This is a genomic window from Arthrobacter sp. ov118, assembly GCF_900116495.1.
Taxonomy (GTDB): Bacteria; Actinomycetota; Actinomycetes; order Actinomycetales; family Micrococcaceae; genus Arthrobacter.
Genome location: NZ_FPAY01000008.1, coordinates 113,811 through 140,103 on the forward strand (window position 1 = coordinate 113,811; position 26,293 = coordinate 140,103).

Below are 26,293 nucleotides of genomic sequence, written 5' to 3' on the forward strand. Positions count from 1 at the left end.
GCGTAGTCTGGGCGCATGAGCGAAGCCGTCATCGTCTCCACCGCCAGGAGCCCGATCGGGCGCGCCTTCAAAGGCTCGCTGAAGGACGAACGGCCGGACGATCTGGCCGCCGCCATGGTCACGGCGGCCCTGGCCCAGATTCCGGCGTTCGAAGCTGCCGCGGGGCCCGGCCGCGGACTGGATGACATCTATCTGGGGTGCGCCGAGCCCAGCGGCGAGGCCGGCTCCAACATGGCCCGCGTGGTCAGCATCCTGGCCGGGCTGGACAACGTTCCCGCCGCCACGATCAATCGCTTTTGCGCCTCCAGCCTGCAGACGCTCCGGATGGCGTTCCACGCTATCAAGGCGGGCGAGGGCCAGGCGTTCGTTGCCGCCGGCGTGGAGTCGGTGTCCCGTTACCGGGAATGGGCCGGTGCGGGCGAAACAGACGCGGGCACCCACAACCCGCGGTTCACGGCGGCACGCAAACGCACCGAGTCCCGCGCGGCCTCAAACACACCGTGGACCGACCCTCGCCTGGGCGGCCGGATGCCGGACGTGTATATCGCCATGGGCCAGACCGCCGAGAACGTCGCGACAAGCTATGGGATCAGCCGCGCGGAGCAGGACGACTGGGCGGTGCTGAGCCAGAACCGGGCCGAGACGGCCATCGCCGCCGGGTTCTACTCCCGCGAAATCACGCCCTATACCCGCGCCGACGGCTCGGTGGTGGACCGCGACGATTCACCGCGGCCGGGCGTGACGGCCGAAGCCGTCAGTGCCCTGCAGCCGGTCTTCCGCAGCGGCGGCACCGTGACGGCCGGGAACGCCTGTCCGCTCAATGACGGGGCGGCCGCCGTCGTGGTCATGAGTGACACGCGCGCCCGCGAGGTGGGGCTCGAGCCGCTGGCCCGGATCGTTTCCACCGGTGTCAGCGCCCTGTCCCCGGAGCTGATGGGGATGGGACCGGTGGAAGCGACCCGCCGCGCGCTCGAACTCGCCGGACTGACGATCCGCGACATCGATCTCGTGGAACTCAACGAAGCTTTCGCGGTCCAGGTGGTGGCGAGCGCACGGGAGCTGGCCATTGAACCGGACAAGCTCAACGTCCACGGCGGCGCTATCGCCCTCGGACACCCCTTCGGCATGACCGGCGCACGCATGACCACCACCCTGCTCAACGGGCTCCGCGCCCGGGACGGCACCCTGGGGCTGGCCACGCTCTGCGTCGGCGGTGGCCAAGGCATGGCGGTGGTGCTGGAGCGACTCAGCTGACGCCACGCGGACGCAAGAACAGGCTCCCGCGGCGGCTGAAACAGCAGCTTAAACGGAAGAGCCCCGCCATGCGGCGGGGCTCTTCACTGTATTAGCGAACCGTTCCAGGAACGACGGCGGTTATTCGTCGCCGCGGAGGATGGCCAGCAGGCGGATGATCTCGACGTAGAGCCAGACCAGCGTGACCGTGAGGCCGAAGGCGGCGGTCCAGGAGAAACGCTGCGGGGCCCCGGCGCTGATGGCCGCCTCGATGGACGTGAAGTCCATAATCAGGGAGAACGCGGCCAGCCCGATGGCGAGCACGCCGATAAAGACCCCGAGCGGGATACCGAAAATCTCCATGCTCGTGCTCAGGCCAAACGGCGTGGTCACGGCCCCGGTCATCATCATGAACATGTTGACCAGCGCGAACACCGCATAGCCGATCAGGGCGATCATGAAGAACCGCATGAGTTTTGGCGTCGCACGAACCTTGCCGCTCTTGAACAGCACCAGTGTCACGGCGAAGACGGAAAGCGTCCCGACCACCGCCTGGATGCCGACTCCCGGGAACAGGTTGTCGAGGATCCGGGTCAGGCCGCCGAGGAAGAATCCTTCAAGCAGCGCATAGGCCAGGATCAGCGCCGGGGACGGCTGCTTCTTGAACGTGTTGACCATCGCGAGGACGAAGCCGCCCAGCGCCCCGAGGATCATCAGCATGGAACCCGTGCCCTGCGGGACGGCGAGGGCCATTGCGGCACCGACCACCAGGACGCCGAGGCACCCGGCGGTCTTGACGATGACGTCGTCGTAGGTCATCCGGCCAATGTCGGCAGGGCCGGCCGCCGGACGGTTGTACAGGTCCTGGAGCTGCTCCTGGCTCATGCCCTGCTGGGCAGCACTCCACGCGCCCGAGGCATCCCTGAACTGGCCGGGGTTTTGGCCATAGGGGCTCTGGCCATAAGGGTTCTGGCCATAGGAGTGTTGGCCGTACGGCGCCTGCACGGCAGGTGGCGCCTGGGTGGCTTCGCGGAAATTCTTTCCGCTGAAGATCGGGTTTCCGCCAGCTGACATTGCGGGTGTCCTCCAATTAGGGTGGGTGATGATCCGGTGCGATGCGGACGATATATAGTCACGCTACCAACTTCCACGCCCGACGGGCAGGCATAGTTCCCCCCTGAAGCCGCCGCAACCGAACCGTGACCTTACAAGCCCGGAGTCCGGTTCACTCGGGGCCGCGGCCGCTCCTGGCAGTGGTTTCCGTGGCCAAGACCACCCCTGGCCGGTCACCCCGGAAGTCGTTGAGCGGCCTGGACGGATCCCCCGTCGGTTGCGGAAGGGGTCCGGGGACCGGGGCCGGGGTGCCCGTCCGGCTGTTGACAACGACGTCGTCGACGTAGATGTCGGCCATCTGTTGATCGTGTTCGGAGCCAAGCTGCACTGTATCGACAGTCGTGGTCGGGATATTGAGGGTGCCCGCGTAGACGGAACGGCCGTCCCACCAGATCTGGACCTTCGTCCCGGGACCGTTGGGGACCACGTGCATCACCAGCCGGTGCCAGGAGTCCGTGGAAACGTACTGCCTCAGTGTCGTGTAGATGAACGCCGCCGGAGTCGACGTCCGGAGCACCAGTTCGCCGGAGATGTTTTGCCTGAAAACATCCAGAACGCGGACGCGACCGGAAAAGAACCTGAAGTAAGGAACGTTATTCCCCGCCATCCCTTCGGCTGCGATGTTGAACCAGCCGTCTGCATACGCCTCGGTGGCGCCCAGCGTCAGATCCACTGTCACCTTGGCGAGGGAGCCGGGCGCCGTGGTGGTGTGCAGGACGGCAGCACAGTTTCCGGAGTGGGACAACCCGGCGGACACGGAGGCTTCCCCCGTTCCGGACTTGGAGACGTCGAACCCGTCCAGGGTGCCGGATTCGAAGCTCGAGGCTGCCGCAGTCGTCCCCGGATACGGATCGGAGGGCGGCGCTCCGGACGGTTCGCAGGCCTGTGCGCCGGCAGTCTCCGGCCCAAGGCTGAGCGCCGGGATCCCCAGGATCGCTAGCACCAGCGAACCCGCGAGGCACAGCTTGACCACCCGGTTCATCGGTCGGCCCTCCAAGTTTCGGCCGCTGCTTGCGGCGCCGGACCCGGTCCCGGATCCGTTTCCGGGCTTCAGCTCCGGACTTGGGTTCTGGGACGTTGGTTCTGGACGGGCATCGGCGCTCTTGGCACCATAACGCCGGAGTACTTGGAAAAACCTTGGACGGAGCGGGTGCCGCAGGGCTCCTTGCAGCCGGATCGGAGCACGACCAGGTCCACTGTTTAGGCATACTCGGAATCAACAAAAGTTTTCTTTAACCACGCTAAAGATAGGGAGAGGTGCGACTACACGGTTGTTACCTGATCGCGACGTTCCGCCTGCTCGCAGGCGCATTCAGCGGCCCGCCCGCGCTGTAGCATAGGCCACACAGGGTGACGGACCTCACACGTTATTTGCTGGCGAGAGCCCGGTCACCCTGACCGTTCGCAGCGGTTGCAATGGCGCAACCCCCATCACCCCCATGTGGAGGTTTTCAATTTGAGAAGCACAACGAGCGGCCTGTCGCACAGACGGCGCGGCAGACTACTGAGGGCTGTGGGGGCTGTAGCCGCCGCCGTGGCCGCGCTACTGCTCGTCATAGCCCCGGCATCCGGCGCTGCGACCCCCTCGCCGACACCATCCCCGTCGGCCACACAATTCACCAACAGCATCAGCGGCTTCCTGCGCGGCGACGACCGGGCACCGATCCCCGGAGTAACCATCACCGCCACGAACGGCGACTTCACGGGAACCGCCAAATCGGGAGCCAACGGCGCCTGGACCATCGGCGTCCCCACGCAAGGCACCTACGAGGTCAAACTCGACGAGTCCACGCTGCCGCAGGGCATCAAACTGGCCGAGGGCCAAGACAACCCCCGCAAAGTTACGTTCAGCCAGACCTCGAACCTCTCGGTGATCTTCGCTTTTGGCAAGGGCATTGTCGTAGCGGAGCAAAACTTCGGGCAGAACCTGCTCAACCGACTCGTGGCCGGCCTGAGCTTCGGCCTGCTGCTCGCGCTTGCGTCCGTGGGCCTCTCGCTGATCTTCGGCACCACCGGCCTGACGAACTTCGCCCACGGTGAAATGGTCACGTTGGGCGCCGTACTGGTCTTTGCGTTCAACGGGATGCACCTGCCGTTCTGGCTTGCGATCCTCCTGGCCGTCGTCGGCGGCGGCCTCTTCGGGTACGTCCAGGATGCGGGCCTGTGGAAGCCGCTGCGGCGCCGGGGAACCGGGCTTGTCCCGATGATGATCGTCAGCATCGGCCTGGCCTTGGCCGTGCGCTACATCATCCAGTTCTACTTCGGCGGGGCGACCCAGCAACTGCCCTTTGCCCAGAGTGCGGAAATCCTCATCGGCCCGGTCTCCATCTCGCCCAACAACCTCTTGTCGCTGCTCGTCAGCGCCATCGTGATCGCGGCCCTGGGCGTCGTTCTGCTCAAGACGCGCCTGGGCAAAGCCACCCGCGCGGTGGCTGACAACCCGGCACTGGCCGCCGCTTCCGGCATCGACGTCGATTTCGTCATCCGGATCGTCTGGGTGGTCGGCGGCATGCTTGCCGCCCTCGGCGGCATCCTCTGGGCCTACTACCGGCCCGGCGTCACCTTCGACATGGGCTCTCAGATCCTGCTGCTCATCTTCGCCAGTGTCACCCTGGGTGGCCTCGGCACGGTCTGGGGCGCCCTGGTCGGTTCCATCATCGTCGGCATCTTCGTTGAGCTGACCACCGTGTTCGGCCTCGCTGCCGACCTCAAGTACGTGGGAGCGTTGTTCATCATGATCGTTGTCCTTTTGTTCCGGCCTCAGGGCATTCTGGGCCGCCGCGAGCGCGTGGGTTAGGAGACAACCATGGACTTCGGATTCATTCTTTCCAGCGCCGCCGGTGAACTGTTCAGCCCGACGACGGCCGCCTACGCCTTGGCCACCCTCGGCCTCGCCGTCCACTTCGGCTACACCGGCCTGCTCAACTTCGGCCAAGCAGGATTCATGGCGGTGGGAGCCTACGGCTTCGCCATCTCCACCCTGACATTCCACGTGCCGTTCTTCGTCGGACTGCTGATCGCCGTCGTCTGTTCGGCCATCTTCGCCCTCCTGCTGGGCATCCCGACCCTGCGGCTGCGGGCGGACTATCTGGCCATCGTGACCATTGCGGCGGCCGAGATCGTCCGCTACATCGTCACGACCAACCAGCTGACCTCCGTCACCGGTTCAGCAAACGGCCTGGCGGCCTTCGAGGGCGACTTCTACGCCATGAACCCGTTCCCGCCGGGGACCTACATCGGCATGAACAACCGTGACTTCTTCATCCGGGTGGTCGCCTGGATCGTCGTGGCCGTGTTCTGCCTCCTGGTCTGGCTGCTGATGCGCAGCCCCTGGGGCCGGGTACTGAAGGGCATCCGCGAGGACGAGAACGCCGTCCGGTCGCTCGGCAAGAACGTGTACGCCTATAAGATGCAGTCCCTCATCATCGGTGGTGTACTCGGCGCCCTGGCGGGCATGATCTTCACGCTCCCCCGCGGTGCGGTCCAGCCGGCCAACTACGGCACGGAGCTGACGTTCTTCCTGTACACCTGCCTGCTGCTGGGCGGCCTGGGCACCGTGCTCGGCCCGGTAGTCGGCGCCATGATCTTCTGGGTCGTGCTGTCCCTGACCCAGGGGATCCTCTACGGCCTGATCGAGTCAGGCACCATCACGTGGCTGAACACGGTCCAGGCCGGGCAGCTGCGTTACATCCTGGTCGGCGTGGCGCTGATGCTGCTGATGATCTTCAGGCCACAGGGTGTCCTCGGCAACAAGAAGGAGCTGGCATTCGCATGAGCATTCCCAGCGAAGGGTCGCGTGGCGAACCCCGCACGTCGGAAGAAATCGACTACATGACGGACGCACGTCCGATTGCCGCGGCTGAAACCGGCCCCGGCTGCAAGAAGCGCGATCCGATCGTTGTGGCGGAAAACGTCACCCGCAGCTTCGGCGGCATCAACGCCGTCGACGTCGAATACCTCGAGATCCCGCGGCACAAGATCACCGCCCTGATCGGCCCGAACGGTGCTGGCAAGACCACCCTGTTCAACCTGCTCACGGGCTTCGATACACCGAACTCGGGCAAATGGCAGTTCGAAGGCAACAGCCTGGCCGGGGTGTCCTCCTACAAGGTGGCCCGGATGGGCATGGTGCGCACCTTCCAGCTGACCAAGGTCATGGGCAAGCTCACCGTGATGGAGAACATGCGGCTGGGTGCCTCCAACCAGTCCGGCGAGCGGCTCTTCAAGGCCTTTTTCAAGGGCATCTGGGGCGGCCAGGAAAAGCGGATCACCGACGAGGCCAACGTCCTGCTCGAAAAGTTCAAGCTGGACACCAAGAGGGACGACTACGCGGCGTCACTGTCAGGCGGGCAGCGCAAACTGCTGGAAATGGCACGCTCGCTCATGGTCCGGCCCAAGCTCGTGATGCTCGATGAGCCCATGGCCGGCGTGAACCCGGCACTGACGCAGTCCCTGCTGGACCACATCAAGAACCTCAAGTCCGAAGGCATGACCGTGTTGTTCGTCGAGCACGACATGCATATGGTCCGGCACATCGCCGACTGGGTGGTGGTGATGGCCGAGGGCAAGATCGTGGCCGAAGGCCCGCCCGGTGAGGTCATGAAGAACCCCGCCGTGATCGACGCCTACCTCGGCGCCCACCACGACGTCGACCTCGGCGATGCCGAAGGCATCAAGGAACTGGCCGCCGAGCTGGTCGCCGACGAGGAATCGATCGTTGGCACTGAGGATGCCGGCATCATCTCCGCCGATGTCCTCACCACCGAGGCCCAGGAACCGGAGGCGAACGGGCCCGTGCGCGGTCGCCGCAGTGCCGAACAGCCGGGCAGCACCGAGCAAACGGGCAGTACAGCGCTGCCGAACAGCACACCGAAGGACACAGAATGAGCGCCACCAGCGCGGCACCTGCCGCCCAGCCCGCCTACGAGGGTGACTCCGTGGTCAAGGTCACCGACCTTGTGGCCGGTTACATCCCCGGCGTCAATATCCTCAACGGCTGCAGCATCGAAGCCCGGAGGGGTGAGCTGATCGGCATCATCGGGCCCAATGGCGCCGGCAAGTCTACGCTGCTGAAGGCCATGTTCGGCCTGGTCAAGGTCCACTCCGGCTCGGTGGTGGTCCGCGGGCAGGACATCACCGGGCTCAAGGCCAACAAGCTGGTCAGCCGTGGCGTGGGCTTCGTGCCGCAGACGAACAACGTGTTCGCGGCCCTGACCATCGAGGAAAATCTGCAGATGGGCATGTTCCAGCGCCCGAAGGACTACTCCGAGCGGTTCGACTTCGTCACCAGCCTGTTCCCCGAGCTCGGCAAGCGGCGGGCCCAGCGGGCGGGCTCGCTCTCTGGCGGCGAACGCCAGATGGTGGCCATGGGACGGGCCCTCATGATGGATCCGGCCGTGCTCCTGCTCGACGAACCGTCTGCCGGCCTCTCCCCTGTCAAACAGGATGAGACGTTCCTGCGGGTCCACGAGATCAACCGGGCCGGCGTCTCCGTCATCATGGTGGAGCAAAATGCGCGCCGCTGCCTGCAGATCTGCGACCGCGGCTACGTCCTGGACCAGGGCAAGGACGCGTACACGGGCACCGGCCGGGAGCTCATGAAGGATCCCAAGGTTATCCAGCTCTACCTGGGGACGCTCGCGGACACCGACGAGTAGTCCTTCGGCAATACTCAGGCTCAAGGGCCGCCACCAGCCGGTAGCGGCCCTTTTGCGTGCCCGGAGCGGTCCGCGGCAGCGATAGTTACCTCCGGGCGACTCCGCGGCCCCTCCCCTAGCAAGCTCGGGCAGGGAACCCTGCCGCCGTGAGCCCGGCCCAACAACGACGGCGTCACGGAGAGCAGAGTCTTGGCGGGGTGACCGAGGCGCGGAGCCGGATTTCCGCCGTCGTCCGCTCCTCTGCCGACCTAAAGCCTGCTCTGCGTGACGGGGTCGGGGTCGCCGTGCCCCGTGTCGCCCCTCCGCCGCACGCAAAAGACCCCCGTCCGGGTGGACGGGGGTCTTTTGCGTGTCGGTAGGAAGCGGCTTACAGCTTGCCGAATTCTTCCTTGGCCGGCTTGTAGGTGTTGTCATCCTGGTACTCGTAGATGCCGATGTAGGCTTCCGTGGGGTCGCCGGCGTCGGAGAACGCAACGGGACCGGACTGGCCGTCGTAGTCGATGTCCTTGCCGTTGCGGAGCAGGGTGACGCAGGACGGGAAGGTGTTGCACTTCTCGCCGCCCTCAGAGACTGCCTTCAGCTGTCCGGCGATGTCGGTGCCCTTGGTGCTCTTAGCAGCCTCGGCCGCCAGCGCGATCAGGTTGGCGGCATCGTAGGACTCGCCCGCGTAGCTGTAGTCCTTCAGCGCCGGGTCAATCGCCAGCAGCTTCTTCTTGAAGTCTTCCTTGGCGAAGGTACCCGGAATGGTGCCCTGGGCGCCCTTGAGGGTTCCCGCCTGGAAGTCCTTGCTGTAGTCGGACATGTTGCCGTCCACCATGAAGATCTGGGTCGGCTTGACGCCCTTGCCCGTCATCAGCGGCACAATGCTCTTGGCCTGGTCAAAGGTGATCAGGGCAATGGCGTCCGGCTTGGCCGCGAGGACCTTGTCCACCTGGCTGCTGAACTGGGAATCGCCTTCGTTGAAGAGTTCCTGGGCCACAACCTTGCCGCCGGCTGCCTCGAAAGCGGCCTGGACGTTCTTGGCGAGGCCGGTGCCGTACGCGTCGTTCAGGACGATCATGCCGACGGTCTGGGCGCCACAGGTAGCCATGTAGTTGCCGAGGACCTTGCCCTGGAGCACGTCCGAGGGAGCGGTGCGCCAGTAGAGGCCCTTGTCATCCCAAGTGGTGAAGTCCGGCGAGGTGTTGGCCGGGGAGAACTGGACGACGCCGGCACCAGTGATCTGGTTGATGACCGTCTTGGAAACGCCTGAGGAAGCGGCACCGATGATTGCACCGACGCCCTGGCCGAGCAGTGCCGTGGTGGACTGGGTGGCGATGTCGGTCTTGGTGTCGCCGGAGTCGCGGTGGATGACCTCGACGGGCTTGCCCAGGACGCCACCTGCGTCGTTGATCTCCTTGATGCCGAGGTTAACGCCGGCAATTTCGGGCGGGCCGAGGAAGGCCAGGGAACCCGTCGTCGGCAGGAGCGAGCCGATCTTCAGGGGTGTAGCGGTGGTGGTGGCCGAAGGGGGCACGGAGCCGGTGTTACCGGCAGCGCTGGTACCGCCGCCGGTGGCGCTGGGTGCAGGGCAAGCGATGCCCGCGGCTGCGGCCGAGCTGGAGCCCGTCGAACTCGGGGTGGACGAACCACCACAAGCCGTAGCCAGAAAGGCGACACCGATGCTAAGCGCTGTGAGCTTAGCGATGCGGGGCGCAGCCTGGTGGAGTGAAGTCATGTACTAGCTCCTCGATCTAAAGGTGCGAACGGCCTTTGACGCGAAAGATCAGGTGTTCCTGATTCCACTTCAAGCTAATGCAATTTCGGGCCGAAAATAAGTGACTACGGTCACATCCTTATAACACTCGTTGCATAGAGGGAATCTGCGGGCACCCCGGGGCCTTGGCTTGGCCGCGATACCGGGAAACCGGTGCCGGGCCGGGAAACGCAAGCATGCCCGGGGCGGGCCATCGCAGGGCCGCATCAACAAAGTGCCCCAGGTGGGACTCGAACCCACAACACGCGGATTTTAAGTCCGATGCCTCTGCCAATTGGGCTACTGGGGCGCCCGGTCCATGCTATCCCGTCTGCGGGCCGGATCAGTCAGCAAAGGGCCGCGCGTAGCGGAAAGTTCCACTGACTCCCCCGGGCCAGACGGCGAGCGGGAGCAGTTGGAAGTAGCCGTTCCATTCTGCCTTCGGTGGGGCCACCCCGAGCGAGGTTGACGGCACGAAGCCGAAGCGCGAGTAAAAGTCAGGGCTGCCCAGCAGCGCGATCCCCCGCTCCCCCGCCAGGTTGGCCCGGGCCAGGGTCTCCTTCATGAGCGCGGTGCCAATACCGTGGCGCTGCAGCCGCGGCACTACGCCGATCGGCCCGAGCCCCAGGAGCTCCAGCTCCCCCACCCATCCCCGCGTGCTGATCACATGACCCACGATTTCGCCGTCGAGCTCCGCGACGATGCTGAACTCCGGCAGATACTCCGCACAGTCGAAGAGCCCACAGAGCAGGCCGACTTCCTCCGGTTCGCCGTCCACGCGCAGTCCGGTGATCGGGGAAACGGCGAAGGCCGCAGCGGTCAGAGCCAGGATGGCGGGGCGGTCTTCCGGCCGTTCGGTACGCATCCGGAGCGTCGGCGCAGGTCCCGCCCGGCCGCTGTCCTCCGCCAGTTCGTGCAGGACTTCCAGCGCCCGGTCTGCATCCGCCAGGGGCACCATCAGGTGGTCGTGGTGGAAACCGGCCAGGACGTTGCAGCTGATCTTCGCCTCCGTGAGGGCGGCGCCGACGGCGGCCGTCAGGCCCACCGCTTCCAGGGAGGAATGCACCTCAAGGGTTATCCACGCTCCGACAAAGTCGTACGGCAACGCCAGGGCCTCCGCCTCGTCCCGTGCCATCACCACGGTCAGTCCCTCTGCTTCCCGCACAGCGGCCATGATGCCGCCTTCCAGCGGCCTGCCGTGCGGCCACAGGACGTAGACGAACTCGCCGTCGCGGCGGACAGGACGCATGGTTGCCAGCAGGGTATGAAGGTCCTTTTCAGCAGTCATGAAGCCAGTCTAGGCATGGTGGGTCAACGCGCGGGTTCAGGGCTGGGAAGGCCGCCACGAGCCCGGAGGGCAAAACGGAGGCAAAAACGGTCGTACTGGAAAAAGCCTTGAGCCGGCGTGACCCAGCAAAAAAGAACACAGGATGCGCACAGCACGGAGAAAGTGGTCCGACAGAGTCCCACCTGAGGATAGGAACAGCTTCGAAAGCCGGAGTGGAACCAGCAAGGAGAAAAACTTTGAACAGCGTTCGGAAGATGTCGGCAGGCCCCACTCTGATCGGCGTCCTCGTCGGCGGCGGAGGCCTCACCGCCATGGCCCTGCCGACCAACGCCGCCACGGCCACCGCAACCGCCACCGAAACCGGAGGCCAGGGCGGCCACTGAATCCTGCCGCACTCCTTCGGCCTGGGACTTCCAGACCACCTGTGACACTTCACAGTCCGGACGAGGATCTCCCTGAGTCCCCAGCACTTCCACCGCAGCCGAACGGTGACCCGAACACCCACCCCAAGGAAGGCCCTGATGATCGCCTACCGCCCCGTCGCCCCGCTGACCACCGGCCGCCCCGGCCTTGTCTCCGCGTTCGCCGCTATGGCATTGACCGCTGTGCTTGGAACGACCTGGCAGCGCGCGAACGAAACCTCGGCAGCGCCGGATCAAACCCCTGAAACGGCGGAGACCGCGTGTCCGCCCCCTGCCGGCGGGAACCGGCTGTGAGCACCGCGGCACCCGCGCCTCCGAGACGCGGAACAGCCTGGCCGCCAGCAAGGGATGGATCCCGGGTATGGGCCTTGCTCCAACGGGCGGTGTCCGTCACGGTCATCGGTGCCGCCGTCATCACCGGCATACAGCTCGGCGTGAACGCACCGGCCGTCTCACCCGTGCAGCCCACCACCGGCTCTGTTGTCGCAACCCCGGACAGCTCCACGGCATTTGTCGCACCCAACCAACAGGCGCTCACTGCGCCCGGAAGAGACAGGATGGCGCACGGCCACGGCAGGGGCGGCCGCTGAGCAAAGCCCATCACAAACAGTAATTAGGCGATCACAGCAACCTGGCCGCCTCGAAGAAAGAAGTCGATGACATCATTAGCCGACCGTCAACGGGACGGATCCGTACGATCCGGTGTGCCAGCCGAGACGGCGGCCCAGACCGTCCCGCCGGCGATGGTGCTCTGGTTGATCACGGCCGGTGCCGTCGCGGTCACTGCGTGGGCCGGGATCGGTGCTCCCCAGCCCGTGCGGTTCAACCTGCCCCTCCTGGCCCACACCTCCGGCCTGCTCGCCGGATACGGCGTAACAGTCATGGTGGCCCTGATGTCCCGCGCCCCAGCCCTGGAACGAGGAGTGGGTGCGGACCGGCTGGCACGATGGCACGGTAAAGGCGGCAGGGCCATCTTCTGCCTGATCCTCATCCACGGGATCGCCGCGACGGCGGCCTGGGCAACAGTTCAAGGCACCTCGGTGTGGGCCGCAACCATCGACGTGCTCCGAATGCCGGGACTTATCGCAGCCACAGCCGGAACGATAATCTTTCTCACCGTCGGAGCCATTTCGGCGCAGAGCATGCGCCGAAAACTACGGTACGAGACCTGGCACTTCCTTCACCTGCTGACCTACCTCGCGATCGCTTTGTCCTTCTCCCACGAACTCGCAGGCCCCGACCTGGCCGGCCTCCCACTGGTTCAGGTGGCATGGAGCCTGCTCTACACGTTCAGCTTCGGGCTGATCTTGCGGTACAGGGTCCTGGCACCACTCACACAGGCATGGCGCCACCGGCTGCGAGTCGATCATGTCGTCGATGAGGGTGCCGGGGTGGTCAGCATCATCCTTCGCGGCCGCCACCTCCACGAGCTCAACGCCGAATCCGGACAATTTTTCCGCTGGAGATTTCTGACCCGGACGCTGTGGCGATCGTCCCACCCCTTCTCGCTTTCGGCCCCGCCCCATCACCAGTTCCTGCGGATAACAGTCAAAGCGGTCGGCGACGGAACGCGATCCATCCACGCCGTACGACCAGGGGCAAGAGTCCTCGCAGCTGGCCCGTACGGTGCCATGACGAACGGGCGGCGCCAAGGACGAGGAGTCCTCCTGATCGGCGGCGGCGTGGGAATCACCCCCATGCGCGCCCTCTTTGAGACACTGCCGGTCCCCGGACGGGACCTGACCCTGCTGTACCGGGCCTCCTCCACGGAGGAGATACTCTTCCGCGACGAGCTCGAACACATCGCCCGGCACCGCGGGGCACAGCTGATTTTCCTGACCGGACCGGCGTCCGACCCCCGAAACGCAATAACCGCCCAGACCCTGAAGGCCATAGTCCCGGATCTGGCCGCCCGCGACGTCTACATCTGCGCATCGCCCCGGCTCTCCTCCGCCGCGACAACGGCCCTGACCCAAGCTGGCCTGCCGCGGCGGCAACTCCACCACGAGGACTTCAACTTTTAGTCACCGCGCAACTACACCAACCTGACGATGGCACCCCGATACGCCATTTGACGCCTATAGGCAAAAAAACGACGGCGGCTGCTCCCCCGGAAGGGAACAGCCGCCGTCGGAAGTCAACCGCCGCCTAAGGGGCGCGTCGCCCCAAGCAGTTACTTGGCGTCTGCCGAGACCGATGCCGCGGTGGCCGCCTTGGGGTCGGCAACCGGCTTGGCTGCGTCCGGAGCCGGCGCAGCGGCGGGCTTCGGGGCCGGGGTCGCTGCCGCCACGAAGGCGCCGCGCGGGTTGTCCAGGTCCATCAGCTGCGTGGTGTCGCGGCCGAGGAAGAAGGCCCAGAGCCAGCCGGAGATCACGCGGATCTTGCGCTCCACGGTGGGCATAGCGAACCCGTGGTAGCCACGGTGTGCCAGCCAGGCCAGCGGGCCCTTGAGGCCGATGCGGCCCAGCAGGTTGATGTTGGCAACGCCCTTCCATTCGCCGAAGCCGGCGACGGCGCCCAGGTTCTTGTGCTTGTAGTCCGTGAGCGGCTTGTTCCAGCGCGAAGCCCACAGGTTCTTGGCCAGGCGCTTTGCCTGGCGCAACGCGTGCTGGGCGTTAGGCACGCAGGTGCCGTCCGGCAGGCCGCTGCCCGTGAGGTCGGGAACGGCAGCGACGTCGCCGGCGGCCCAGGCGTTCTCGATGATGCCCTCGTCGCCTGCGATGCGCAGGTCGGCCAGGACACGGACGCGCCCGCGCGGCTCGAGCGGGAAGTCGGTGGAGCGGACCATCGGGTTGGCCTGCACACCGGCAGTCCAGACCAGGGTGTCCGACTCGAATTCCTGCGCCGGGGTCTTGTCCGGCAGGTTGATGAGCTTCAGGGAACCCTCGGCGTTGTCAAGGGAGGTGTTGAGCAGCACCTCGATGCCGCGGCTGCGGAGGTGTCCGACAACCCATTCGGCCTGCTGGGCGGTGACCTCGGGCATGATGCGGCCCATGGCCTCGACCAGGACGAAGCGGACTTCCTCCTGGCTGACGCGCGGGTTGTTCTTGACCGCGGCGCGTGCGAGGTCTTCCATTTCGGTGATGCACTCGATGCCGGCAAAGCCGCCGCCGACGACGACGAACGTCAGGGCGCGGGCACGTGCAACGGGATCCGTGATGAGCGAGCCGGTCTCGATGCGCTCGAGGACCTTGTTGCGCAGGGCAACGGCTTCCTCGATGGTCTTCAGGCCGATGCCCTTGTCCGCGAGGCCCTTGATCGGGAACGTGCGGGTGATGGCGCCAGCAGCCAGGACGACGTCGAAGTAGGGAATCTCGAAGGTTTCGCCGCCGTCGGACGGGGCGATCACGGCCGTGCGGTTGGCGTGGTCGATCGAGGTGACGCGGCCCTGGATGAGTTCCGTCTGCTTCAGGTGCTGGCGGTGCGAGACGACCGCGTGGCGCGCCTCGATGTTGCCGCCGGCAACTTCCGGCAGGAAGGGCTGGTAGGTCATGTAGGGCAGCGGATCCACGACGGTGACGATGCCACCTGCGTTCGCGATCTTTTTCTGCAGTTTGAGGGCTACATACAGGCCGACGTATCCGCCGCCGACGACGAGTACCCGGGGACGGTCCTGGAGCTTAAGGGAGGATGCCATGGGTCAAGAATACAGTAGTTTGTGAAAAGCTTCACTAACTATGTCCGGTTGCTGGAATCCTCCGGGGACGAGGTCGGTGCTGGCGAACGTTCGGACCCGTCCCCGCCGTCCTTTGGTGCATTCCGCAGGCTGGCGCGCAACTGGACGGCAGCGGCGGCAATGATGCCCAGGAACAGGGCGCCGAAACCCAGGACCACCGCGGCCGGAACGGCACTGTCCAGCTGCGACGGCTTCTGCGCGACGGGCACGGTCGCCTCGGGCAGGGTGGGCGCGGCACTGGAGGGCGCCGGTGCCGCCGCAGGCGCCGTCGAGGCCGGGTTGCCGCGCCGCTGGACCCGGATCCAGTCCGAAATCGACCCCAAGGGATTGACCTTGGTTTCCGCGACATCGGCCTTGAGCGCAGCCTCGGCGTTGAGCACGCCGAACCCGTAAAGCGGATCCTTGCCCGGCGCTCCGGCGTCCTTGGCCGTACTGACGATCCTGTTGATGACCTGGCTGGCGGACATCTCGGGCCACTTGGACCGGATCAGCGCCGCGACACCGGCGACGATGGGGGTTGCGCCGGAGGTGCCGGCCCACTCGGCGTAGCCGCCGGCCGGCATGCCGCCGGCCAGGTCCTCAGCAGGAGCGGCGACGCCGATGCTGATGCCCTGGGACGATGAGTCGATGCTGGCCTTTCCGCCGCGGTCCAGGCCCGCCACGGTGAGTACGCCGGGAATCGTGGCGGGCGCGCCGACCTGGATGTTGCCGCCCACCCGGTTGCCGGCCGCGGCAACGATGACGACGTCTTTCTGTTCTGCATAGAGGAACGCAGCGTCCCAGCTCTGCGGCCATTCCGGGGACGTGCTGCCGAGCGAGATGTTGATGACGCGGGCTCCGTGGTCGACGGCCCACCGGACCGCCTCCGGAATCTGCTGTTGGTCGGTTTTGCCCCCCGGGTTTGCGGAACCAAGCCAGGTGGAGACGGACAGCAGCTGGGCCTCCGGGGCAACGCCGATGATCCCGTCGGGACCAGCGCCCGCGCCAGCGGCAGCGCCGGCTGCAGCGCTGGCTGAGGCAGTCGCGCTCGGTTTGGCGCTTGGTTTGGCGGGCTGATGTCCGCGCCCGGCGAGCATGGTGGCCACAAGCGTCCCGTGTTCGGGCTTGGCGCCGATGCTTTCCTGGCCGTTGGCAGCGCCGGCGCCGGAGATGTCGGCACCGCCGGCGAGAACGCCGGCCAGGTCCGGATGCTTGCCGTCCACGCCGCTGTCAATCACGGCGACTTTGACCCCGGCCCCCTTGGACACCTCCCAGGCTTTGGTGATGCCGGATTCGGCAAGCCAATATTCCTTGTCCCGCCAGGAGTCGGCGTGGGCGGCGGGCGCGGCCACCAAGGCTGCGGTCAGCTCCGCCGCGGAAATGCCTCCCACAAGGGCCAAGGCCATCAACGCGGAGGCGGTCCGGCGGCGCCGGGCTGTTGCTCTGGTCATACAGGTCCTATCGGCGGATGCGCTCGCGGCACAAGCACCCTATGGGTACCAGGAGGGGGCCGGTGCACGACTGCTGGTGCGAAATCAGCTGATGCTGAGGGCAATTCCGTCAAGAATATCGTGTTCGCTGGCCACTGCTGTGGTGATGCGGCCGGCCGTGACGTCGGACATGCGCTGCAGGACCCGCCGCCACACGAGGCCGCCGGCGCCGATCACGTCCACCCGCCCGGGGTGCATGAACGGCAGTGCAGCCCGATCCTCCCGGGTCATCTCGAGCAGCTCGGTGCAGGCTTTCTGGACCGTGTCCAGGTCCAGCTCGGCGCCGTGGATCGCGGCCGGCGAATACTCGGGCAGGCGCAGAGCGTGGGCCGTGATGGTGGTGACGGAGCCGGCCACCCCGACGACGGCCGTGGCGCGCTCCAGCGGGACGGTTCTTGCCGCTTCGCTGATGGCGGCGTCGACGTCGGCCTCTGCCGCGGCAATCTGCTCCGGGGTGGGCGGATCGCTGCGCAGGTGCCGTTCGGTCATGCGGACGCAGCCGACGTCCACCGAGCGGGCAGCGATGACTCCGTCGGCGTTGCCCAGCACGAACTCCGTGCTCCCGCCGCCGAGGTCCACCACGAGGACCGGGTCGTCCCCGCGGGAGGGCAGGACACTGCTGGCCCCGGCGAACGACAGTGCGGCTTCCTCGTCACCCGTGATCACCTCGGGCTCGACGCCGAGGATGGCGCGGATGCCGTCGACGAAGACCTGGCGGTTGCCCGCATCACGGGTGGCGGACGTGGCGACGAAACGGACCCGTTCGGCGCCGTGCTCGCGGATGAGGTCCGCGTAGTCCCGGGTCGCGGCGAAGGTGCGCTCGAGTGCCTCTTCGGCCAGCTCGCCCGTGGAGTCCACGCCCTGCCCCAGCCGGACCACGCGCATTTCCCGTACGACGTCGGTCAGCCGCGGTGTGCGCTGCCCCGCTGCGTCGTTTACATCTGCGACGTTTACATCTGCAACGTTGACATCTGCAATGAGCAGACGGATCGAGTTCGTGCCGCAGTCCACTGCCGCCACCCGGGTCATTTGGGCTCCCCCGTGGCTGCTGCGCCTGCGGCGTCTGCTGCCTTCGTTGCGTCTGCTGTGGCTTCCACTGTGTGTGGGGTGTCTGCTGCCTTGGACTTGCGGACCGGGGCCGGGCGGCCCACTATCTCCGGCAGGCCCTGGGGCCCGTGACGGCTGAGGTCCTGGGACGGGACCTCTCCTCCGGTGTCCCAGGCGCCGTCGCAGTAACAGCGGTCCGCCGTCCACCATTCAGCGATGGCCTCAATCGCCTCGTCACCGAGCGGGTTTACGCCGGGACCGGCGGCCAGCGAATGTCCCACGAGGACGTGCAGGCATTTGACCCGGGTCGGCATCCCGCCCGCGGAAACGCCGTCGATTTCCGGAACGGCTCCGATGCCCGACCGGGCGCCGATCTCGGCGCGGGAGGCCAGGTAGGCCTCGTGGGCGGCGCGGTAGCGGGCGGCCAGGCCGGGATCGGCGGCGAGCCGGACATTCATCTCGTTCATCAGCCCGGCAGCCTCCAGCCGTGACACCGCGGACGTGATCACCGGGTGGGTGAGGTAAAACGTGGTGGGGAAAGGCGTCCCGTTGCTCAGCCGCGGCGACGTGGCAGCCACGAGCGGATTTCCGCAAACGCAGCGGGCGGGGATTTCGACGACGTCCCGCACCGGCCGGCCCAACTGGCGGCTGAGGACCTCGAGGTCGTGCGGCGTCGGCTGGCGGGAGGCCTCGGGGGCGCTGGCCCTGTGCCGTGGCGCCGGAGTCTGGGCGGCGGTGTTCTGCGCAAGCGCTTTTTGGCCCGTTCGGTTCTCGTCCGCTAGGTTCTGGTCCACGGGAGTGGCACCTTCCTGCCCTGTTCCGGGGTTGTCCGCGGGACAACCCCGGCGGCGGGCGCCGCTTCTAGTCTGTTGCCGATCGCCTGACGGATTCCCAGAGGGCGTCCACCCAGGGCACGTTGGCCGGGTCTTGTGCTGATGCTGCACCCGCCGTGCCACTGGACTGCGCGGCAGGAAGATCGCTGCCGAATACCCAATAGCCGGTCTCGCCGGGCATAACCATGTTAATGCGGTCGCGGGCCTGCTGTTTGACGTAGTTCGGATCCTGCCATCGGGAGACCTGGCGTTTGAGGTCCTCCTGCTTGGCCTGCTTCGCTGCGATATCCGCCTGCAGCGCCGCGATCTCGGCGCGCTTGTCGAGGAAGATCTTGACGGTCGGCGCCAGCAGGATGGTAATGGCAATCATGACGACGCCGAGGGCCAGCAGCCGGCCGGAGAACGCCTTTGCCGGAACCGGGTCCAGGGATCCGTCGGATTCGGCTGCGGCGGCCCCCCGTGCGGCTTTGCCGCCGGTCTCCCCGGGCGTCGGGCGGGTTTTCGGCGTCGCAGGCGGCCGCGGTTTGCCCTTGGCCGGGCCGCTAGGACCGCGGCTGCCTTCCGCTCCCCGCGCAGGTGCCGTGCCCGTTGCGGCCGGCGATTCTGTTCTGGCCGGCGGCGTGCCGGAGGAGGCACCGGAGGATTTCGCGGGAGCCGCGTTGACGGCGCCGCTGCGGGAGCCGCCGAAGTCCGCCCGGATAACATCGCCGCCGTCGGCCGCGGCCCCCGGGCCCGTGGCTGCAGGCCTGGCAGCAGCAGCCTTGGCGGCCGCGGGCGTGGCCCGGGGAACATTGGGGCGTCGGGTAGCCATGTCACTCCTTCAAAAGCGGACCAAAAACAGAACCGGTGGCCATGGTCTTTCAACCATAGCCACCGGTTACCGGTTTGCGCGGCTAACTAGCCTTTGAAACGCGGGAAGGCGCTGCGCCCGGCGTACCGTGCGGCGTCGTCGAGTTCCTCTTCGATGCGCAGCAGCTGGTTGTACTTAGCGACGCGCTCGGAACGGGCCGGGGCGCCCGTCTTGATCTGGCCGGCATTGGTGGCAACCGAGATGTCGGCGATGGTGGTGTCCTCGGTCTCGCCGGAGCGGTGCGAGGTGATCGTGGTGTAACCGGCCCGCTGGGCCAGGGACACGGCGTCCAGGGTCTCGGTCAGGGAACCAATCTGGTTGACCTTCACCAGCAGCGAGTTTGCCGTGGCGGACTCAATGCCCTGCTGCAGGCGGACCGGGTTGGTGACGAAGAGGTCGTCGCCAACCAGCTGGACCTTGTCGCCGATGGCGTCGGTGAGGGTCTTCCAGCCTTCCCAGTCGTTCTCGTCCAGCGGATCCTCGATGGAGACCAGCGGGTAGTCGGCAACGAGTTCGGCATAGTAGTTGCTCATCTCGGTGGCGCTCAGCGCCTTGCCTTCGAACTGGTAGGCGCCGTCGGTGAAGAATTCCGAGGAGGCAACGTCCAGTGCCAGGGCGATGTCCTTGCCCGGGGTGTAGCCGGCGTTCTTGATGGCTTCCTGGATCAGGTCCAGGGCGGCGCGGTTGGAGGGCAGGTTCGGCGCGAAGCCGCCCTCGTCACCCAGGCCGGTGGACAGGCCCTTGGCCTGCAGGACGGACTTGAGGTTGTGGTAGACCTCGACGCCCCAGCGCAGGCCCTCGGAGAAGGTCTCGGCGCCGATCGGCGCGATCATGAATTCCTGGATGTCGACGTCGGAATCAGCGTGCGAGCCGCCGTTGAGGATGTTCATCAGCGGCACAGGCAGAACGTGGGCGTTCGGGCCGCCCAGGTACTTGTACAGCGGCAGGTCTGCGGATGCGGCGGCAGCGTTGGCGACTGCGAGCGAGACGCCCAGGATGGCGTTGGCGCCGAGCTTGCCCTTGTTGGCGGTGCCGTCAAGGTCGATCATGGCCTGGTCGATGCTGCGCTGGTCGGTCGCGTCGAAACCGGTCAGGGCGGGGGCGATCTGGTCGATGACGGCGTCGACGGCCTTCTGGACGCCCTTGCCGAGGTAGCGGCCCTTGTCGCCGTCGCGCAGTTCAACGGCCTCGTGTTCGCCGGTGGAGGCGCCGGAGGGTACTGCTGCGCGGCCGATCTGGCCATCGGAGAGCAGGACTTCAACTTCTACGGTCGGGTTGCCACGGGAATCGAGGATTTCGCGGGCGTGGATGGCATCGATAAGCGCCATGGATATGCTCCTTTGGGTGAAGCGATCTGCAGGGAATCTGACTGCTTGGAATCTAGCTGTACATCAAGCGGATAAGCCGACGTCGTCGTCGCTCCTAGCCTAGTCGAGAGTGGCGGAGGTTACGGAAACCTATCCAATCGCCGGACGTCATCATGCCGACGCGATGGTGCAGTTACTGTGCCGGTGGCCTAGGGCCATGGCTGTCCTGGAAGCGGCGGAGGGCTCCGCGGAGGGCACGCTCGGCGTCGAGTCCGCCAGCCCGGGCACCGGCCACAATCCCGAAGAGCAAATCTCCAAGCTCCTCTTCGGTGGCCGGGAGTTCGACGGCGGTTTCGCTCGCCGCCCTGGCTAAGGCGGCCCGCTCGGCCCGGTCCAGGAGCTTTTGGGCCCGCGCGAGCGCAGGCAGCGCGGCGGGGACGCCATCAAAAACGTGGCCGCGTTCCGGTTTCTCGGCCTTCTTCACGGCTTCCCACGTCAGGACGATGTCCTCGACCGTTGCCGGAAAGGACTCCTGCAGCGAGCCGTCGGGTTTGAACACGTGCGGGTTGCGCCGGATCATTTTGGCGGTCAGGCCGCGGGCCACCTCGTTGAGGTCGAAAGCGCCGCGCTCTTCGGCCAGCCGGGCATGAAGGACCACCTGGAGCAGCACGTCGCCCAGCTCGGACTTCAGCTCGGCGTCGCCGCCGCCGGTCTCGATGGTTTCGGCCACCTCGTAGGCCTCCTCGAGGAGGTACTCCACGAGGGACTCGTGGGTGAGGGCACCCATCCAGGGGCAGTGCTCGCGCAGGGCGGCAATCGTCCCCACCAGCTCAGCCAACTCAGCCTGCCCCTGGACGGGTGATGGTTCCTGGTTAGCCAAGGTCGGCGTAAGCCTCGTTGATGTATTCGACCAGTGCTTCCTTCTCCTCGAGCGGGAGGAAGGCTGCCTCCGCCGCGTTCAGCGTCAGCTCCAGGAGGTCATCGAGGTCGTAGTCGAAGGTCTCGATCAGGAGCTCGAATTCGTCCGTAAGGGTCACGCCGCTCATGAGGCGGTTGTCCGTGTTGATGGTGACGTTGAAGCCCAGCTGGTAGAGCATGTCCAGCGGGTGGCTTTCGATCCCCTCGCCGAAACCTGAAATCGCACCGGTCTGCAAGTTCGAGGACGGGCAGATTTCCAGGGCGATGCCGCGGTCGCGGACCCAGCTGGCGAGCTCGCCCAGGGTCACCATGCCGATGGTGTCGTTGACTTCATCGATGCCTTCGGTGTCCGGTCCGGCGTCATCGGCCTCTTCGAAATCGATCGTGACGTCCTCGGCGATCCGTACACCGTGGCCCAGGCGCAGCGCCCGGCCGTCGACGAGGGCCGACTGGATGCTCTCCAGGCCGGCGGCCTCGCCGGCATGGACGGTGGCCGGGAAGTTGTGCTCGGCGAGGTAGGTGAAGGCGTCCTTGAAGCGGGAGGGCAGGAAGCCGTCCTCGGCTCCGGCGATGTCAAAGCCCACCGCACCGTTGTTCCGGTGGCGGACGGCCAGCTCGGCAATCTCCTGGCCGCGGTCGGCGTGGCGCATGGCGGTGATGAGCTGGCCCACCTGGATGTCCCGGCCGGTTTCGGCGACGGCGTCCACACCTGCTTCCAGTCCGGCCTGGACGGCCTCGACCACTTCGTCCAGGCTCAGGCCCTTCTGCAGGTGCTGTTCGGGGGCCCAGCGGACTTCGCCGTACACGACGCCGTCGTCAGCCAGATCCTCGACGAATTCCTGCGCGACGCGGAACAGGCCTTCTTTGGTCTGCATCACGGCGATGGTGTGGTCAAAGGTTTCCAGGTAACGGACCAGCGAGCCGGAATCGGCGGATTCGCGGAACCACTCCCCCAGGGCGACGGGGTCGGTCGACGGGAGCGTGTGGCCGACGGCCTCGGCCAGTTCGATGATGGTGGCCGGGCGGAGTCCGCCGTCCAGGTGGTCGTGAAGGGAGACCTTGGGAAGAGCCTTAAGGTCAAAGTCGATGTCAGGGGCAGCGTCAGGATTAGTCTCAGTCACGTTTCCAACCATAGGGTCGCCGGGCGCCGGATGCTACTTTGTGGAGGCTCCGGCTTCAGTGGCCCGCCCGGCCAGCAGGCTGGCATGCCCCTCGGAAGCGAACCCATTGGAAGAGTGCTCCCGGATCTCCCTGCCCACATGCTCCGGGGCGGCTTGGGCCTGCGGCTCCCCCGCGACGTGCTCACGGCCGTCGTGCGCCTGAGCCGCATGTGCTGGGGCAGGCACGCCGTCGGCTGTGCCGGGGCGGGCGTCGTTGCGCCCAAGGCGCTTGTGCCACCAGCGCAGCAGGTGGTCGATGAGGACTCCGAGCACAATCGCGAACACCACCGCGATCCCGGCGCTGAGCAGCGGGTTGTGATGCAGCCACGGGAAGGAACTGGCCAGGACGCCGATGCCGATCGAGTAGCCCACCCACGTGAAGCACGCGACGGCGTCCAAGACGAAGAACCGCCGGTGCGGAAACGCCGTCGTCCCCGCCACATAGTTGACCGCCACCCGTCCCCAAGGGATGTACCGGGCGGTGAAGATCAGAACGGCGCCGCGCTTCTCGAGCTCATAGTTGGCCCAGGCAAAGACCTTCTGGACTTTCGGTTTGCGCATCCACCGGAACCGCTCCAGACCAATCTTCCGGCCGAGCATGTACGCCATGTTGTCGCCGGCCATGGCCCCGACCAGCGCCGTGAGGCCCAGGATCCAAAGGTTGGGCTGGCCGCTGTGCAGCGAATAAGCCGCCAATGCAACGATGAGAGTCTCGCTGGGGACCACCATCGCGAAACCGTCCACGAAGAAAAACACCAGCAGGAGGGGGTAGATCCACCACTGGCCAGCAGCATGGAGCACGGCCTCATTAATGAACTCCATGCAGGCGGTGCTCCTTGACGGATCGGGATGGACAATACGGCCGTGACAAACAAGCGGTTGACTTACGGTGGAACACGGGCGAACTGCGGCTAACGAACGTGACGCAAATCGCCCCTAAGTGTCCCACGAGCGGGGCGCGGTGCGCTACGTTCGGCGCTACGAATATTCGAGCGTCGGCCGCGCCGGCGGGCCCGGATGGGCAGGGCGGTTTGCCGGGCAATTCGCCGCGGGCTTCAGCTAGGATTCGGCGGGCGGCCTGGAGGACGTCGATTCCTCCGGGGTGCGGCCGCGCAGCCTGCTGATGACGAAGTCCACGGCCAGACCCAGGGCGATGGCGCAGACGATCGAGATGGCCGCCCCCAGCACATGGTTTTTCTCAAACCACGGGCCCACAAACAGGCCGATCCCCACCGAGTAGCTGGCCCACAGCAGCGCCGAGAGCACCGTCAGGCTCACGAACCGGGGCCTCGGGTAGTGTGTGGCACCGGCGGTCAGGTTGACAGCCACCCGTCCGATCGGGACGAAGCGTGCCACGAGGATCAGTGACGCCGGGCGCTTCCGGAGCTCCCGTCCGGCCCACACGAAAGCCGCCTGCATCCGGGGGCGGCGCATCCATCTCCAGCGCCGGGTTCCGGTCCTGCGGCCGATCAGGTAGGCGAGGTTGTCGCCCACGAAAGCACCGGCGGCGGCCGTGGTGATCAGGAGCACCGGATTCGGAACTCCCGCCGTGGCGGCGACGGCGGCCAGGCCAACCACCACCGACTCACTCGGGATCGGCGGGAAGAACCCGTCAATCACGCAGCAGGCAAAAACGAGCACGAGGACCCAGGGTTGCCCTGCGGCGGCGAGGATGAAGTCGTTGATTGCCTGCACAGCTTCCTAACGCACGGCCGGTCCTGAAAGGTCCAATGTACAAAGTTCCCTCAGTGTACTGCCGCCCGCAGGCCCTGGTTTGCCCTATCACTTGTGGCGGCTAAACCCCAGGTTTTGGGCCCTTTGGCGACCACAAGTGATAGGGCAACGCGGGTGTCAGGCGATGCGGTCGATGATGAGCTTCTGGCCGGGGCGGGAACCCTCGGGTGCGATCACGGCGGCGTGTTCGAGCGCCTCCTTGGCACGCTCGAACTTCTCCGGGGTGTCCGTCAGGAGCGTCATGAGCGGCTCGCCGGCCTTGACCGTGGCGCCCGGCTTGGCGTGCATGCGCACCCCGGCACCGGCCTGGACCTGGTCCTCCTTGCGGGCGCGTCCGGCACCGAGGCGCCACGCCGCGACGCCCACGGCCATCGCGTCGAGTTCCACCAGGACACCGTCGGCCGGGGCATAGATGACCTCGGATTCCTTGGCGACCGGAAGCTTGGCGCGCGGATCGCCGCCCTGCGCCTCGATCATCCTGTTCCAGACGTCCATCGCCCGGCCGTCCCGCAGGGCGGCACCGGGATCGGCATCGCGGACGCCGGCGCACGCCAGCATTTCCTCGGCAAGACGGACGGTGAGTTCGACGACGTCGTCCGGTCCGCCGCCGGCGAGGACCTCCACCGATTCCTCGACCTCGATCGCGTTGCCCGCCGTGAGGCCCAGGGGCGTGTCCATGTTGGTCAGCAGGGCCACGGTGTTGACGCCGGCGTCCTTGCCCAGGGCCACCATCGTCTCGGCCAGTTCGCGGGCGCGGGCCTCGTCCTTCATGAAGGCGCCGCTGCCCACCTTGACATCAAGCACCAGGGAGCCGGTGCCTTCGGCGATCTTCTTGCTCATGATCGAGGACGCGATCAGCGGGATGGCCTCGACCGTGCCGGTGACATCGCGGAGCGCGTAGAGCTTCTTGTCCGCCGGCGCCAGTCCCGCGCCGGCGGCGCAGATCACGGCGCCGACGTCCTGGAGCTGGGCCAGCATTTCCTCATTGCTCAGGGCCGCACGCCAGCCCGGGATCGCTTCGAGTTTGTCCAGGGTGCCGCCGGTGTGGCCCAGTCCGCGGCCCGAGAGCTGCGGCACCGCCACGCCGAAGACCGCCACGAGCGGCGCCAGCGGCAGGGTGATCTTGTCCCCCACGCCTCCGGTGGAGTGCTTGTCGCTCGTCGCCTTCGGGCCGCCGTCGGGCCGGCGCAGGCTGGAGAAATCCATCCGCTCACCCGAGGCGATCATCGCCGCGGTCCACCGCGAGATCTCGGCCCGGTCCATGCCGTTGAGCAGGATGGCCATGTTCAGGGCGGCCATCTGTTCGTCGGCGATCGCGCCGCGGGTGTACGCGTCGATTGTCCAGTCGATCTGGGCCGGGCTGAGCACGCCGTTGTCCCGCTTGATGCGGATGATGTCGACGGCGTCAAACGCCTCGCTGTTGCTGGCGGGCTGTGTTGCTTTTGTCACCGGGGTTCCTCCAGGTGTTGGGGGCCAAAGGCATCGGGAAGGACCTGGTCCATGGTCTTGATTCCCTGCGTGGTCATGAGCTCCATGTCGGGAGCCCGGAATTCGTAGAGCAGCTGGCGGCAGCGCCCGCAGGGCATGAGGACATTGCCGCCGGCGTCGACGCAGTAGAAGGCGCGGAGCTGTCCCCCGCCGGTCATCTGCAGGTTGCCTACAAGGGCGCATTCGGCGCACAGGGTCAGCCCGTAGCTGGCGTTCTCGACGTTGCAGCCGCTGACAATCCGCCCGTCGCCGGTGAGGGCTGCGGCCCCCACCGGAAACTTCGAGTACGGCGCATAGGCGTTCTGCATGGCGGACACTGCCGCGGCCTCGAGCGCGGCCCAGTCGACATCGGTAGCCTCCACG

The 26,293-nt window shown here is 66.6% G+C and carries 25 protein-coding genes and 1 tRNA gene; 9 read left to right on the forward strand and 17 right to left on the reverse strand.

The features are described from left to right. Positions 1 to 15 precede the first annotated feature (15 nt). Positions 16 to 1,254: an acetyl-CoA C-acetyltransferase gene (locus BM372_RS14940; RefSeq protein ID WP_090956244.1), complete on the forward strand. Its 1,239-nt coding sequence runs from the start codon at positions 16 to 18 to the stop codon at positions 1,252 to 1,254. A 120-nt stretch (positions 1,255 to 1,374) separates the two neighbouring features. Here the strand turns inward: BM372_RS14940 and BM372_RS14945 are convergent, their stop codons facing one another. After that, positions 1,375 to 2,307 carry a Bax inhibitor-1/YccA family protein gene (locus tag BM372_RS14945; RefSeq protein ID WP_090956245.1) on the reverse strand — a complete coding sequence of 311 codons (933 nt, stop codon included), beginning with the start codon at positions 2,305 to 2,307 and terminating at the stop codon, positions 1,375 to 1,377. A gap of 151 nt (positions 2,308 to 2,458) precedes the next feature. After that, a complete protein-coding gene (locus BM372_RS14950; RefSeq protein WP_090956246.1) occupies positions 2,459 to 3,328 on the reverse strand; it encodes a hypothetical protein in 870 nt (289 codons plus the stop codon). Between the two features lie 531 nt (positions 3,329 to 3,859). Here BM372_RS14950 and BM372_RS14955 point away from each other — a divergent pair. The 4 genes from BM372_RS14955 to BM372_RS14970 are packed head-to-tail and all read left to right on the forward strand — an operon-like array spanning position 3,860 to position 8,003. Further along, positions 3,860 to 5,143: a branched-chain amino acid ABC transporter permease gene (locus tag BM372_RS14955; protein ID WP_177236028.1), complete on the forward strand. Its 1,284-nt coding sequence runs from the start codon at positions 3,860 to 3,862 to the stop codon at positions 5,141 to 5,143. 9 nt (positions 5,144 to 5,152) lie between these two features. After that, a complete protein-coding gene (locus BM372_RS14960; protein ID WP_090956248.1) occupies positions 5,153 to 6,121 on the forward strand; it encodes a branched-chain amino acid ABC transporter permease in 969 nt (322 codons plus the stop codon). Beyond that, the gene (locus tag BM372_RS14965) at positions 6,118 to 7,233 is read left to right on the forward strand and encodes an ABC transporter ATP-binding protein (protein ID WP_090956249.1); all 1,116 of its coding nucleotides are present in this window, start codon (positions 6,118 to 6,120) and stop codon (positions 7,231 to 7,233) included. The genes BM372_RS14960 and BM372_RS14965 overlap by 4 nt, the downstream gene beginning before the upstream one ends. After that, positions 7,230 to 8,003: an ABC transporter ATP-binding protein gene (locus tag BM372_RS14970; protein ID WP_090956250.1), complete on the forward strand. Its 774-nt coding sequence runs from the start codon at positions 7,230 to 7,232 to the stop codon at positions 8,001 to 8,003. The genes BM372_RS14965 and BM372_RS14970 overlap by 4 nt, the downstream gene beginning before the upstream one ends. Positions 8,004 to 8,370: 367 nt before the next feature. Here the strand turns inward: BM372_RS14970 and BM372_RS14975 are convergent, their stop codons facing one another. From BM372_RS14975 to BM372_RS14985, 3 genes are all read right to left on the reverse strand, one after another. Beyond that, positions 8,371 to 9,720, reverse strand: coding sequence for an ABC transporter substrate-binding protein (locus BM372_RS14975; RefSeq protein ID WP_090956251.1), 1,350 nt, complete (start codon positions 9,718 to 9,720; stop codon positions 8,371 to 8,373). 254 nt (positions 9,721 to 9,974) lie between these two features. After that, positions 9,975 to 10,048 (reverse strand) — tRNA-Leu (locus BM372_RS14980). Positions 10,049 to 10,081: 33 nt separating this feature from the next. Further along, positions 10,082 to 11,026, reverse strand: coding sequence for an N-acetyltransferase (locus tag BM372_RS14985; RefSeq protein ID WP_090956252.1), 945 nt, complete (start codon positions 11,024 to 11,026; stop codon positions 10,082 to 10,084). A 236-nt stretch (positions 11,027 to 11,262) separates the two neighbouring features. Between BM372_RS14985 and BM372_RS20735 the strand changes: the two genes are divergently transcribed. From BM372_RS20735 to BM372_RS15000, 4 genes are all read left to right on the forward strand, one after another. Beyond that, positions 11,263 to 11,409 carry a hypothetical protein gene (locus tag BM372_RS20735; RefSeq protein ID WP_177236029.1) on the forward strand — a complete coding sequence of 49 codons (147 nt, stop codon included), beginning with the start codon at positions 11,263 to 11,265 and terminating at the stop codon, positions 11,407 to 11,409. Positions 11,410 to 11,547: 138 nt separating this feature from the next. Next, positions 11,548 to 11,742 carry a hypothetical protein gene (locus BM372_RS14990; RefSeq protein WP_090956253.1) on the forward strand — a complete coding sequence of 65 codons (195 nt, stop codon included), beginning with the start codon at positions 11,548 to 11,550 and terminating at the stop codon, positions 11,740 to 11,742. A gap of 74 nt (positions 11,743 to 11,816) precedes the next feature. Next, a complete protein-coding gene (locus BM372_RS14995; protein ID WP_143111492.1) occupies positions 11,817 to 12,038 on the forward strand; it encodes a hypothetical protein in 222 nt (73 codons plus the stop codon). 114 nt (positions 12,039 to 12,152) lie between these two features. After that, positions 12,153 to 13,472, forward strand: coding sequence for a ferredoxin reductase family protein (locus BM372_RS15000; protein ID WP_218160886.1), 1,320 nt, complete (start codon positions 12,153 to 12,155; stop codon positions 13,470 to 13,472). Between the two features lie 149 nt (positions 13,473 to 13,621). Here BM372_RS15000 and BM372_RS15005 read toward each other — a convergent pair whose 3' ends face one another. The 12 genes from BM372_RS15005 to BM372_RS15060 all read right to left on the reverse strand — a co-directional run bounded on the left by BM372_RS15005 (position 13,622) and on the right by BM372_RS15060 (position 26,292). Then, the gene (locus tag BM372_RS15005; protein ID WP_090956255.1) at positions 13,622 to 15,085 is read right to left on the reverse strand and encodes an NAD(P)/FAD-dependent oxidoreductase; all 1,464 of its coding nucleotides are present in this window, start codon (positions 15,083 to 15,085) and stop codon (positions 13,622 to 13,624) included. A gap of 38 nt (positions 15,086 to 15,123) precedes the next feature. After that, on the reverse strand, positions 15,124 to 16,554 hold the full coding sequence (locus BM372_RS15010) for a S8 family serine peptidase (RefSeq protein WP_090956256.1): 1,431 nt from the start codon (positions 16,552 to 16,554) through the stop codon (positions 15,124 to 15,126). Positions 16,555 to 16,638: 84 nt separating this feature from the next. Continuing rightward, positions 16,639 to 17,622: a Ppx/GppA phosphatase family protein gene (locus BM372_RS15015; RefSeq protein ID WP_090956257.1), complete on the reverse strand. Its 984-nt coding sequence runs from the start codon at positions 17,620 to 17,622 to the stop codon at positions 16,639 to 16,641. After that, positions 17,619 to 18,434 (reverse strand): DUF501 domain-containing protein, encoded by an 816-nt coding sequence (locus tag BM372_RS15020; RefSeq protein WP_371261750.1) that lies wholly within the window; start codon positions 18,432 to 18,434, stop codon positions 17,619 to 17,621. Before BM372_RS15020 ends, BM372_RS15015 begins: the two co-directional genes overlap by 4 nt. Before the next feature lie 67 nt (positions 18,435 to 18,501). Next, positions 18,502 to 19,284 (reverse strand): FtsB family cell division protein, encoded by a 783-nt coding sequence (locus tag BM372_RS15025; RefSeq protein ID WP_090956258.1) that lies wholly within the window; start codon positions 19,282 to 19,284, stop codon positions 18,502 to 18,504. A gap of 86 nt (positions 19,285 to 19,370) precedes the next feature. After that, complete coding sequence (eno, locus tag BM372_RS15030; RefSeq protein ID WP_090956259.1) at positions 19,371 to 20,651, reverse strand: phosphopyruvate hydratase; 1,281 nt, start codon at positions 20,649 to 20,651, stop codon at positions 19,371 to 19,373. A 172-nt stretch (positions 20,652 to 20,823) separates the two neighbouring features. After that, positions 20,824 to 21,417, reverse strand: a complete 594-nt coding sequence (locus BM372_RS15035; protein WP_090956329.1) for a MazG nucleotide pyrophosphohydrolase domain-containing protein — start codon at positions 21,415 to 21,417, stop codon at positions 20,824 to 20,826. A gap of 85 nt (positions 21,418 to 21,502) precedes the next feature. Beyond that, entirely contained in the window at positions 21,503 to 22,669 is a 1,167-nt protein-coding gene (locus tag BM372_RS15040; protein WP_090956260.1) for an adenosine deaminase, read from the reverse strand. Positions 22,670 to 22,702: 33 nt separating this feature from the next. Next, positions 22,703 to 23,530 carry a DedA family protein gene (locus tag BM372_RS15045; protein ID WP_256214297.1) on the reverse strand — a complete coding sequence of 276 codons (828 nt, stop codon included), beginning with the start codon at positions 23,528 to 23,530 and terminating at the stop codon, positions 22,703 to 22,705. Between the two features lie 237 nt (positions 23,531 to 23,767). Next, a complete protein-coding gene (locus BM372_RS15050; RefSeq protein ID WP_090956261.1) occupies positions 23,768 to 24,403 on the reverse strand; it encodes a DedA family protein in 636 nt (211 codons plus the stop codon). Between the two features lie 156 nt (positions 24,404 to 24,559). Then, entirely contained in the window at positions 24,560 to 25,891 is a 1,332-nt protein-coding gene (locus BM372_RS15055) for a thymidine phosphorylase (RefSeq protein ID WP_090956262.1), read from the reverse strand. Continuing rightward, positions 25,888 to 26,292 carry a cytidine deaminase gene (locus tag BM372_RS15060; RefSeq protein ID WP_090956263.1) on the reverse strand — a complete coding sequence of 135 codons (405 nt, stop codon included), beginning with the start codon at positions 26,290 to 26,292 and terminating at the stop codon, positions 25,888 to 25,890. Before BM372_RS15060 ends, BM372_RS15055 begins: the two co-directional genes overlap by 4 nt. Position 26,293 lies beyond the last annotated feature (1 nt).